The 11,102-nt window shown below is 39.9% G+C and carries 10 protein-coding genes and 1 pseudogene; 4 read left to right on the top strand and 7 right to left on the bottom strand.

Going from position 1 to position 11,102, the window contains the following annotated elements; genetic code table 11:
- Positions 1–531: 531 nt before the first annotated feature.
- The 5 genes from FPZ49_RS34285 to FPZ49_RS34265 all read right to left on the bottom strand — a co-directional run bounded on the left by FPZ49_RS34285 (position 532) and on the right by FPZ49_RS34265 (position 4,884).
- Positions 532–1,104: a CBO0543 family protein gene (locus FPZ49_RS34285; RefSeq protein ID WP_144855129.1), complete on the bottom strand. Its 573-nt coding sequence runs from the start codon at positions 1,102–1,104 to the stop codon at positions 532–534.
- Between the two features lie 213 nt (positions 1,105–1,317).
- Entirely contained in the window at positions 1,318–1,674 is a 357-nt protein-coding gene (locus tag FPZ49_RS34280; protein ID WP_144855127.1) for a VOC family protein, read from the bottom strand.
- Between the two features lie 76 nt (positions 1,675–1,750).
- Positions 1,751–2,452: a DUF2711 family protein gene (locus tag FPZ49_RS34275; protein WP_144855125.1), complete on the bottom strand. Its 702-nt coding sequence runs from the start codon at positions 2,450–2,452 to the stop codon at positions 1,751–1,753.
- A 407-nt stretch (positions 2,453–2,859) separates the two neighbouring features.
- A complete protein-coding gene (locus tag FPZ49_RS34270; RefSeq protein ID WP_144855123.1) occupies positions 2,860–3,786 on the bottom strand; it encodes a hypothetical protein in 927 nt (308 codons plus the stop codon).
- 408 nt (positions 3,787–4,194) lie between these two features.
- Complete coding sequence (locus FPZ49_RS34265) at positions 4,195–4,884, bottom strand: class I SAM-dependent methyltransferase (protein WP_144855121.1); 690 nt, start codon at positions 4,882–4,884, stop codon at positions 4,195–4,197.
- A 778-nt stretch (positions 4,885–5,662) separates the two neighbouring features.
- Between FPZ49_RS34265 and FPZ49_RS34260 the strand changes: the two genes are divergently transcribed.
- Entirely contained in the window at positions 5,663–6,175 is a 513-nt protein-coding gene (locus FPZ49_RS34260) for a hypothetical protein (RefSeq protein WP_144855119.1), read from the top strand.
- A gap of 767 nt (positions 6,176–6,942) precedes the next feature.
- Here the strand turns inward: FPZ49_RS34260 and FPZ49_RS34255 are convergent.
- Positions 6,943–7,176 (bottom strand): YrdB family protein, encoded by a 234-nt coding sequence (locus tag FPZ49_RS34255; protein ID WP_261381759.1) that lies wholly within the window; start codon positions 7,174–7,176, stop codon positions 6,943–6,945.
- Between the two features lie 411 nt (positions 7,177–7,587).
- Here FPZ49_RS34255 and FPZ49_RS37805 point away from each other — a divergent pair, with 411 nt between their 5' ends.
- The gene (locus FPZ49_RS37805; protein ID WP_144855118.1) at positions 7,588–8,076 is read left to right on the top strand and encodes a CBO0543 family protein; all 489 of its coding nucleotides are present in this window, start codon (positions 7,588–7,590) and stop codon (positions 8,074–8,076) included.
- Between the two features lie 3 nt (positions 8,077–8,079).
- Positions 8,080–8,558, top strand: a pseudogene (locus FPZ49_RS37800) (CBO0543 family protein).
- A 463-nt stretch (positions 8,559–9,021) separates the two neighbouring features.
- On the opposite strand, the gene FPZ49_RS34240 reads toward FPZ49_RS37800, so the two are convergent.
- A complete protein-coding gene (locus FPZ49_RS34240; protein WP_261381758.1) occupies positions 9,022–10,194 on the bottom strand; it encodes an endo-1,4-beta-xylanase in 1,173 nt (390 codons plus the stop codon).
- A gap of 186 nt (positions 10,195–10,380) precedes the next feature.
- On the opposite strand from FPZ49_RS34240, the gene FPZ49_RS34235 reads away from it, so the two are divergent.
- Positions 10,381–10,752, top strand: coding sequence for a helix-turn-helix transcriptional regulator (locus tag FPZ49_RS34235; protein ID WP_144855114.1), 372 nt, complete (start codon positions 10,381–10,383; stop codon positions 10,750–10,752).
- Positions 10,753–11,102: the final 350 nt, after the last annotated feature.

Here is an 11,102-nt window from a genome sequence, read left to right as displayed (position 1 = left end):
AAGATGTCATAACCTCACACAGACCTACAAGAAGGGCATTCGGAACGCCACCGAACATTGCCTTTTTTCCGCATTGGCTTTAAACATAAAACGTATGATAAGAGCGGTATAAGGGGGAAGTTAACCACCGCAAATCGCAACAATTCAAGAGAAAATATGCCAAAAACTGAAGTATGGCTAGGGAACTTACTCCCTAGCCATACTTTGTCAACAGTCCCATTTACGGGGATTTCAAAACGCATATGTTTGTGTCGCCGGACAATTCTAACGACACAAATGTTCCTACATAAACGACTCAAATGTTCTTTTAGCGCCAGTGTATGCTACTGCCATTTCAATTCAAGAAAAGGGAAGTTGGGATTAAATGTTGCAAAAGTTTTAATTCGAAATGGATGGCTTTAACAACCGCCGCTGGCGGCAGACCGCAGAGTTTTAGCAAAATCATGAAGATAAAATCGAAAAGTCTAAACACTCCCGGTATCCAATCGGCTTTATTGTGCTTACGTACTCCGTTCAACGCTTGCCGAAATTTTAATTTTCCTTAGACGGGTAAGAGTTTTGCCCTTCATATGTCCCTTTAAGATTATCTGCAATCGTTCTTACGGTGATTCCGATTACGTTGTAATACAAGAATGAGTAAATATACTTCCACTTGAAATACGCAACAACCATGATCAAATTGCAAAAAGGTTCCCCAATAAAAGCGTAGATCACGCTCATACAAAGTAAACCGAGACAATATGATTTCCACGTCTTAAAATACTGATATAACAACATATACGCAACAGGAACCATTGACAAGTCAAAAGCAAATGCCTCAGGCACAAGAGGTATCATTTGAATTGGGTAATCCCAATAATTTAAATTATAACCGACTAAGTCTAAAAGCTTAGTTACAATCGCAATGAATAGTCCAACCACCACAAGTTCAAGTTTTCTTTTTTTATCCACTATCTTTACCCAAATAACCCATGGAACGATTGTAAATGCAACGAGCAGCCACCATTGGGGACTTAAAAACCCACCATGGTTCATGAACCTTTCTATATTCGTTTGGACTAATGCAGTAACTAATTCCCTTGCTCTTTCCATATTTTCATCCATTTATCTACCACCTATATGTCAAGGATCACTCATAGTGTCCGTCACATGGGAAAATTTATGCATATACTTACCTTTGGGTCGAACCTGGACGGATTCCACTAATCTGCCAGATACTTCAATGAAACAGGGAGCAGCGCAGCGGCGATATCTGCTCCCTGTTTTGATTGAACTATCTCGTCTCCGTTAGCAGAGTGAATCAGGTGGATGACTTAGTCAGTCCTCTAGGTCGTAGGCGGTGGGATGATGTGGCTGGTAGATCGGAAGATCATTGCCACTGGGAAGCTTGATAGATGCGAGTCGCCCCCAACGCTGATTGATAATCTGCTCCGAGATCGTGACACCCTTAGCGGTCAGTTCTGTTAATGTCTTCTCGATGTCGTCACACATAAAGTAGAACTCGTATTTACCCAGCCCGTCTATAGGATGCACGGCGATCTCGGCAGGAGGTAGCTTGAAAATTAACCAGCCACCACCAGCGTCAACCCCTGCTAATCCGAGTACGTCACGGATGAAAACCCGGTCGGCTTCAGCATCGGTACTATAGAAAATGATGTGCGCTGCATTGATCATGTTCCTCTTCACTCTCCATTTTATCGATTTTTTTGATTCGTTGTTGGTTTGTTATAACTATCGTACTCCCGTTAGCTTAATCATTTGAGCCCAATTCAATTTTGCCATAGTACCAACTAATATAAGTTTCTGGTCCACAAATTAGAGCTTCCCACTTCTTTTGGTTGATGATTTCTTCAATTTTCTTTTCTTTTGAGAGGACCAAGGTAGTAAACGAGTCATATACGCTTAAAAATGCATAATCCGTTTTTTCATTTGTTAAGACAATCTCTTGAGGAGCTAACTCACATACGGTTATCTCGGTTAGACTTTTGATTTGCAATTCACCATTCTGATCAAAAATCGGATCTGAGTACAATAAAGTGCCTGCTCCATTAGATCCTAAAACATCAAGGATATCTGATATGAAAAATTCCGAAATATTATCTTCGCGAAGGTAATAAAGGTCATTGGGCAGGTCCCGATTTAATAATTCTGCTAAATCTGGGCGAGCAAATTCTTTCTTTAATGCTGAGCTTGAAGTCATCAAAGCAATAGCAAGATCCGCATAGGATTGTATCCCTGTGCCAGCCATGACTTGGTTCCAGGGCTTCGGAATACCAAGTTGGAGAGACTCTTCTAATTCTGGATAAACATGCTCATATTCGCTCTTTCTCTTCTTTGCTGTCCAGCCATTTGGCATTTGAATAAACGGATTGAGCAATATGGCTGCTTCAGTCAATGGATGAGGCAACTGCTGTAAGATTGGTGTTTCGTAATTAAACCATATGTAATCCATTCAATTTGCCCCCCTAGGGATTCAACCATAAGCTCTTTGCTTTAATATACCATTGAACTATTCTTCCCTGATAGTTGAGCGGATCGACATAAACGAAAACAAGCGATGGATCGGTTCCATCGCCGCGCTAGCGTATCCGTTAGCACAATAAGTTACACTATTTACAGGAATTAATACTACTCGCTAAGACCACGGGTCTCGAGAGATATAAATTCTAATGTTGAAAAAAACGTCTCCATCCCCCCGCTAACTGCGTGGTTTTGGAGACGTTATCCGTTTGATTTGGGAACGGCTCACACACCGATCCCGGGCAGGAACAACCTCTGCGATAATTAGCGCCCAGCTTTACCGCGAGCCAGTCGTATGCTTTTCCCCCGCTTTCGGCTCCCTCTTTCTTTTGTTTGAATTCAGTGGGTTGCCGCCAATTTTTCTTTCATGGCCTGCTTGATTTGAGCATTGGTTAACCCGGTTGTATTAATGCCAAGCTTAGCTGCTTTAGCTTGAAGATCGGCTGTTTCTTTATCCTTAATTGCTTGCTGGATTTGTGCGTTACTCAAACCATTGGTGCTGATGCCAAGCTTGGATGCAATGGCAGTTAAGCGGGCTGTTTGATCAGCCGTCAATTTTTCTTTCATGGCCTGCTGGATCTGAGCAGTGGTTAACCCGGTCGTATTAATGCCAAGCTTAGCTGCTTTAGCTTGAAGATCGGCTGTTTCTTTATCCTTAATTGCTTGCTGGATTTGTGCGTTGCTCAAACCATTGGTGCTGATGCCAAGCTTGGAAGCAATTGCAGTTAAGCGGGCTGTTTGATCAGCCGTCAATTTTTCTTTCATGGCCTGCTGGATCTGAGCAGTGGTTAATCCGGTCGTATTAATGCCAAGCTTAGCTGCTTTAGCTTGAAGATCGGCAGTTTCTTTCTCCGTAATCGCTTGCTGGATTTGTGCGTTGCTCAAACCATTGGTGCTGATGCCAAGCTTGGAAGCAATGGCAGTTAAGCGGGCTGTTTGATTGGCCGTCAATTTTTCTTTCATGGCTTGCTGGATCTGAGCAGTGGTTAGCCCAGTTGTATTAATGCCAAGCTTGGCTGCTTTAGCTTGAAGATCGGCTGTTTCTTTATCCTTAATCGCTTGTTGGATTTGTGCGTTGCTCAAACCATTGGTGCTGATGCCAAGCTTGGAAGCAATTGCAGTTAAGCGGGCTGTTTGATTAACTTGCTTTTCTTGAGGAACGGACGAAGTAGATGATTGAACATTAGCAGATTCGGCATAAGCGGAAGTCCCAGTCAAAATCAATGTGCTTGCAATAGAGAAGGCAATGATATTTTTCTTAAGCATAGTTCATCTCTCCTTATTTGGTTTGATCTTCATATTAAACCAAACATTTTAATAAATTATCACGAAAACCTTAATGAAGGATTAAAATGAAATTAGCCGGGCAGCTCTATCCATTAAAGAAAAAGAGCGAAGCGATGGATATTTCCAACGCTTCGCTGCATTAATTGGGGGGAGTTTAGCTGGTGAGAATATGTTCGATCGAGATTTAATCGGCAAAAATCACTTCACGGCTTGGACTAACATCTACCGTCCTTGACAATCACTTCGCGAAAGAATCTTTTGGTTATTAGGCTGAAAAAAGAATGTAAAAAACAAAGAAGCCTTTGCAAAAAATGGGTGTTGACCGCCTCGTTCATATCAGTTCAATTAAATCACCAGAATAAACTCATCAAGTGTAACGGATTCATTTTAAGGTAGCAAACCACCCCCAAAATAATAAGTTGTAAAAAAATGCGTAACTTGATGGAAACCTGCCTCGTACAATAATTCCTTAATCCTTTCTTCCGTTACAATAGGAAGTTTCGAAAGATTCTCCAAACCTTCATCGATTTCCTCGGGATTATATCCGTTAATTAGGAAGTTCTCCTTTACTGCCTCGGTCTTTAATTGAAATTCTACCGATTCTTTGTTGCCATACACACTTACAAGTACCAGAGGGGATCCAGGCTTAAGCCGTTCAGCAATGCTTTTAAGCAATTCCAATTTGGAGACGTCATCCGGAAGGAAGTGTAATACTAGGATACAAGTGGCACCTTCATATATTGGCTCCAATGGGAGTTGATTTGTTAATCCATGAAACAAATTAATTTTATCTGTTATTCCTGCATTATTAACTTTTTCTTTAGCAAGATTAATCATCTGTTCAGATGGGTCTACTCCTGTCATTTGCCAATCTGGGTTTGCTTGATTAAAAGAGAGTAATTCGGCCCCTCCACCTGCACCGACTACTAACAGTCGAGCGTTATCGTTTACTTTTGTTCTCAAAAACGAGGTAGCTAACGGGAAAAGTTGTTCATAAGTAGGAAGAGCTACTTTAATGCTTCTTTCATAGTTCTTCCCAAAATCAGATTCGAAATCAATGTCAACTTGATTGCTCATTCATTACCCCTCCGGCTAATTTATTGACATTATTTTTATTATTGTAATGAGTTGAGTTCTCCATTTCTTCCAAATTTCCTCTTTGAACAAAACTCCCGTTACATTAATGAAGATAAAAGAGCCGTGCCAAACCAGCTCCTCCACAAACGTCACTCGATAGCTCAATAATATCTTCATTTAAATGCATAATTTTATTTTATTTGTTTATCATAACCACTAAACCATCTAAAGGAATATTTCAATTTCATTCTGATTTTTCTTATTTTCGATTGTACCCAACAAACTTATAGTGAGGGAAGTCATATATGTTCATGTTCATCATAGTCATGGTAATTCTGAATGCGTTATCATTATTTTCATTAAAGTTCACTCTCAATAAATTTTATTTATTAGAGCTTTTTACTTATTGGATGGTAATTTGTGCAGTCATTCAACAAATTTTTACTATCATTACAATAAATCTTGGCTTCATTGTGATTACCGAAAGAGTCGGAGTTTTCTGGTATCTTGTTATTAATCGTCTAATTCTTATGCCATCTTTAATTATTTGGCTTTTTTATTATTTGAAAGATGTCAAACTCGTACATAAAGCCCTTTTAACAGGTATATGGATTTTGGTTTTATCTTCTATTCAATTGTTGAGTAAAAAATTTGGCATGATTACATTTTCAAATTGGAATTTTGCATGTTCCATAGTCGAATGGTTAACGGTCATCTTCATTTCTTTTGGCTTCTTTCTCTGGTTTCGCTATTTATTGAAGAGAATGGAAATTAGTGTATGATTTTATATCCGCCAATTAAATTTGATGAAAATGAATGGTTTATTATTGTTTCATTAATACTGGTTTTGATTCCCTCACTGCTTCTTCCAAATCGATTTTCACCATTAACTGTTATATTTATGATGCTTTTCAACGTTTTTCTCGGACAAACAACCGATTATATTCTTGCAGTTCCACCGTATGACCTGTACGATGTTAACGATAGACCCGACTATGAAATATTTGATTTTATTCTTTACTTTCTTCTTTACCCTCCAGCAGCTTACTTAGTCATTTATTTGTACAGCAAGTGGACAATAAAAGGATTGTATATCATTCCCTATATTGTTGGTTCCGCCGCTTTATCAGTTGGTTTGGAATCGGTCGCTCATATTTTTCATGTGTTTACGTACAAGGGTTGGAAGTTGATTTATTCCTTTGCTGTTTATCATGCAGTGTGGAGTTTGAACATTCTTATGCTTCATTTTGTACAAAGTTTTATTAAAAAATATTCCATTAAATACAAATAAAAAAAGGGAATTAACCCCTGTTTTATTCTACAGCACGGCTGTTCTGTATTAATAACGGAGGACATAGACAACGAACCTACGGTTTTCTTTAGGTATTCTTTAGATTTTCAAACTGCTTTCGAGACATACGCTGTATGCTGCGCCTGTTGTAAAGTTGCATCGGCCAATTTAACAGTTCTAAGTCAACTACTGGTTCGGCGTAACAGCGGCAATTAAACGTACACCCCGCGTGGTAGTGTCCATAGGGCTCCAACGCCTGAGAGCTGCTCTGGGCAAGGCGGGTCACTCCAATTCACTAGAACGTCGTCGATGACTTTGTGCGAGCTCCGGACACCTCGGAACTGCGCCATACAAACTGGAAATTTATTTTACGGTATGACCAAGGAGCAAGTTCTAATGGTAATGGGTAACCCTGATTCAAATAGTTATAGTAGCAATCAATATGCAACTCTAACTCATGAAATGTGGGTTTACAATTATTACCTGCCCAATCCGTTCAAAAAATGAGAAGTATATGCAATATATATGTTTTTGATAATGATATTTACACAAGTATGCAACAAACATCATAAAAAGATAGTTGAGGACAATCCTGAAGAGAGACCCTTGATAAGGGTCTCTTTTAATTTTTTGGCTATGTTAAATTTAATGTTGATATTTGACTATATGAAAACCTCCTTCGTGAAAAGGCGGTTCATTGAACTATCGAATCCGATAGCTTAATTCATGGTCCTCATCTTTAATCCATGAGCTATTGCATTTAATCATTACTTTACTTCATGCAACTTCAAAATGAAGACTGATGCGACGAAAATTAGGGACAATGTAAGAAAAGTAACTCCGAGCACGCTTCGCCCAGTTGCGTACAAAGCTATCGAGATTACAACGAACACGATCAACTTAAGTGCCGTTCGAACGCGATATGAGAAAATGGGAAGCGAAGCTTTCGGAGAAAGAAACACTCCCCATAGAATGATGATGAACAGTGGCAAGGCTATCACAGGGTCGGGGTGGTCATTCACATATTTGGCAATGCCGGTTACTTTTTCCCATGTTTCTTTTCCGGGAATGCTTTTACCAACCGATTCACTGATCTGGCCCCGTCAAAGTCAACCTCAATCCAGCGGCATTCAATTCTCCCATTGCCTGCCTATATATACGATACGCCTCTGTATGATATGGCTCACCAAAATGTATCTAAACACAATTTTCATTACCCTAGAAAGAGATTTCGTAAGGATTATGTAGTTTATGGGTCGCAATAATTAAGTAAATTATCTGGAATCCAGTTCAAGTCTACATTGTCGATTTTCAATTGGGAGTTATTCAAATGTCATCACGCATATTTTCTATTATAAAAGGGTACAAAATAGAAGAGGTAACAAAAAAGTAAATTCGTAAGGGAGATTAGAATGACCATTGAGCGATTTATGTTGATCGCTATCTCCGCCTTTTCAATTGCAACTGTATTCTATATACCTAAGAATAAATTTCGGCTAGCCCTTATAAGCTTTCTAGCTTTCCAATCTATCACATGGGCTGCCACGATTATTTTTGTTCAAATCGGAAGTATAGAATATCCTGTGAGAGTGTTTATGAGAGCAACAAATAGTGGTTTTTTACATAACTTTACATTCATACCGATGATATTTACTTGGTTCATTCTCCTTTTTCCAAAAAAATCAACCATAATAAGGAAGGTTTTGCACTATATCATTTTTATTTCAGTTATCGTATGGTTCATCTATTTCATATCTGTTTTTACAGATTTGGAGAAAATTAATAAAGGAACACCCTTCTCATTTTGTATACGCTTATATATTAGTTTTTTAGTGTATTTTATTTTTTGCCACCTTTATGTTTCATGGTTTTCAAAAAAAGAAAATCTAATACAGGAGTAAAAAATGTATTTAACTGAAAAAATTGTTCTAGGAAGTGTATGGGTCATAACTTTTATCTCCATATGGTTTATTCCTAGAAAAAAAGTATCTCACGCTTCTTGTGTCTACTTGATAACACAGTTCTTCACATGGTTTCTAGGACTATCGGTTGTAGAATTTTCCTGGATAGATTATCCAGTCCGTGAACTGTCAAAGGCAAATGCCACAAGCTTTTCATATGAGTATTTTATTTTTCCAATCATTTCTATTTATTTCGTCCTTCATTATCCGACTGATAAACCTTTAAATCCAGGATTTTATATTATATTTCTTTTAGTTCAGTACTTACATTAATCGAGTTTTTCCTGGAAAGATATACATTAATCATTCAATATCATTCTTGGAGGTGGTATTGGACATGGATTAGTTTGTCACTCTTATTTTACATCGTAATGGCCATATATAGATGGTTCTATAAAATGAAAAGAATTTTCTCTTTATAGCCTCAAGTATACTGCCTATCTGAGCGGTTAAAGACATGGCAATTGCAATATCTGTCCACGGCTATGCTCTCGTAACCTCAAATTCTTATCTCCCCCTGAGGACACCGGAATGAACAAGAATATGGACTAAATCCAGAGAGGCCTGGTGCTTTAGACAGCTTCCTTGAAAGTTATAAGGTTAATTTGATGTCATAAAACCGTTGCCCCTAAGGCTGCTATGTTTGTGTCACCGGACACTTCTCCTTTCATTTCAGGTCCTTAAAAACACCAGATAGCCCTCTCGCTTCCCCTGGGAAGTCGAAAGGGCTTTTCCATTACGATCCGAACAAACGGAAAGATACATACGGATAATGGCCGTACCGAATGGCCACCTCACGCTCAAACAAGGTCAAAGGTAAAATTACCTTGCTAATAATGTAAAATCTTAGGTCTAGGGATTTTTGATGGTTATCATCAGTTACCGCTAATTCAGGTTGATGACACCCCAATACGCTCGTTTGGGCTTTAACTGCTCATCGAATAACAGCGGAAAGTCCTTTCTTGACTTTGTAGTCAACCACGTATGATCATCCGCAATCCCCCATAAGGTGACCCCGGTTATTCGCCCCTTCGTCTTCTCTCGCCTGAAAAGGTCGAACAAATCATGGTAGCGGTTACCCTGCTGTTCCGCCAGCACCTGCGAGAGTGTAGAATTACCGGCAACGCTTTTATTCTGATAAACGCTAACGTCAAGCTCTGTGATCTGATTGTCGACCCCAAGGCCGGCAAACATTTCAAGGGTTTCTCCAATAACATCCAATGTTGCCGGCCAGTTGACGTTGAAGTGCGATTGATGACCGACTCCGTCTATCTGAATCCCCTTGCTTTTGAGTCCCTTCACCAGATCGTACAAAAATTGGCGCTTCTTCTTAATGTGAGTTTCATACTCGTTGATGTATAGCTTAGCATTCGGTGCATATTTATGCGCATACTCAAACGCATCTTCGATATACTCCGGACCGAGAATCTGATACCATTTGCTGTTACGAAAGCCGTCCGGCTGCTTTTCATCGATAGCTTCATTAACAACATCCCATGCGTATACATCGTCACCGAAGTGTGTGACGACGTTTTTAATATGGTTTTCCATTCGCTGACGGAGCAGGGCTTTGTTCTCTTCGGTCGGCTCTGTCATCTCTTTGCCATTCACGTCCTGGAATACCCACGATGGGACCGCGGTATGCCAAATCAAAGTATGGCCTCGAACCTTCATATGGTTTTCTTTTGCGAAATTGACGATCAGATCCGAGTCCGTAAAGGTGAATTTATTTTCGGTAGGCTCTGTTGGCTGCCATTTCATTCTTGTCTCCGCGACGACGCTGTTAAAATGTTTTTTAATTATCTCGGCATTCTTTCCTGTCGTCATGTCGGGCTGGATCGCGGCCCCGATCGGGAAATAGTCTGCGTATACTTGTGCGATCGATGGGATATCCTGCACTAAAGTTGTAACTTCTTTGGTCGCATTCTCCCCTCTAACGGGTGCAACAGAGGAATTCTCAGCACCTTTGCCTGCTGGTTGTGCCGTGTCACACCCGGTACAATTAATTAAGAGCACTACGACTGCAGCGAACAGTATAAGATGAGACCACTTCCTCAACCCGACACACTCCAATACACTTGAGTTATAATTCTATTTATTCCTTTTAGTTTTTTTCCGTTTCGATTAATTGGTTGGCTTTATCCTCTGCCTCTCTAAACCCCTGTGTTCGTATCTTTCTTTCCGAGTGAGGTGACAGCCTCATCGCATATTACGAGAAGATTGACAGAGGCTACTATTTCTCAAATGGAGGGAGAACTATCACCCGGAGCACAAGCGTCACATCAATACTCGGAAACCGTTCAACTTGCGATTTCCTATATAAGTGAACATTACCTTGAACCGCTAAAAATCAAAGACATTGCCTGCCATGTTCATATTAGCCCTAGCTATTTTTCCCGGTTGTTCAAGCGCACAACCGGGTGTACGGTCGCGGAATATATTACAAAATTAAAACTTCGAGTAGCAAAAGAGCTATTGGCCGGAACAGTCAGCCCACTTGGGGAGATTGCCCAAACGACCGGCTTTTGCAGCCAGAGCTATTTCACCAAAACTTTTAAGCAAATTGAAGGTATGACATCACTTGAATATCGCCGGAACATGCGAATGGATCAGTGAATAGCTAGCGGGTCCGATTGACATTCTCTCTCCACGATCGCTGACGTATCTTTAGTATACCTTTGATATGTCTTGTCGGGAATGAGATAATGTTCTTGTCAAAATCGGGAATGGGATCAAGTACTTGTCACCCGACACCTCTCCCTACGGAGCGCCGATATCATGTGACACATTCTATGAGAATATAGTCATATCAAGGCATTGTGAAACAAACTTATAACTAAATAACTCAACTTTCGCAGCTACAAATTAGCTTAAACGCCCTACGGCTGTAAGGACGGAGCGCATTTTTTCCTTCTCTTGACAAAAAAACACCTTCTTTGTTTGGTATCATGGAAGTGTCCAGCAAC

Source organism: Paenibacillus cremeus (assembly GCF_007786445.1).
In the GTDB taxonomy this organism is placed as follows: Bacteria; Bacillota; Bacilli; order Paenibacillales; family NBRC-103111; genus Paenibacillus_G; species Paenibacillus_G cremeus.
Note: the sequence above shows the minus strand (reverse complement) of the source record. Positions and strands in the feature narration are given on the sequence as shown.

Bases quoted from the DNA above. Each gene is read 5' to 3' on its own strand.
- FPZ49_RS34285 (WP_144855129.1), bottom strand. From the start codon at position 1,104: ATGGATGAAAATATGGAAAGAGCAAGGGAATTAGTTACTGCATTAGTC.
- FPZ49_RS34280 (WP_144855127.1), bottom strand. From the start codon at position 1,674: ATGATCAATGCAGCGCACATCATTTTCTATAGTACCGATGCTGAAGCC.
- FPZ49_RS34275 (WP_144855125.1), bottom strand. From the start codon at position 2,452: ATGGATTACATATGGTTTAATTACGAAACACCAATCTTACAGCAGTTG.
- FPZ49_RS34270 (WP_144855123.1), bottom strand. From the start codon at position 3,786: ATGCTTAAGAAAAATATCATTGCCTTCTCTATTGCAAGCACATTGATT.
- FPZ49_RS34265 (WP_144855121.1), bottom strand. From the start codon at position 4,884: ATGAGCAATCAAGTTGACATTGATTTCGAATCTGATTTTGGGAAGAAC.
- FPZ49_RS34260 (WP_144855119.1), top strand. From the start codon at position 5,663: ATGATTTTATATCCGCCAATTAAATTTGATGAAAATGAATGGTTTATT.
- FPZ49_RS37805 (WP_144855118.1), top strand. From the start codon at position 7,588: ATGACCATTGAGCGATTTATGTTGATCGCTATCTCCGCCTTTTCAATT.
- FPZ49_RS34235 (WP_144855114.1), top strand. From the start codon at position 10,381: ATGGAGGGAGAACTATCACCCGGAGCACAAGCGTCACATCAATACTCG.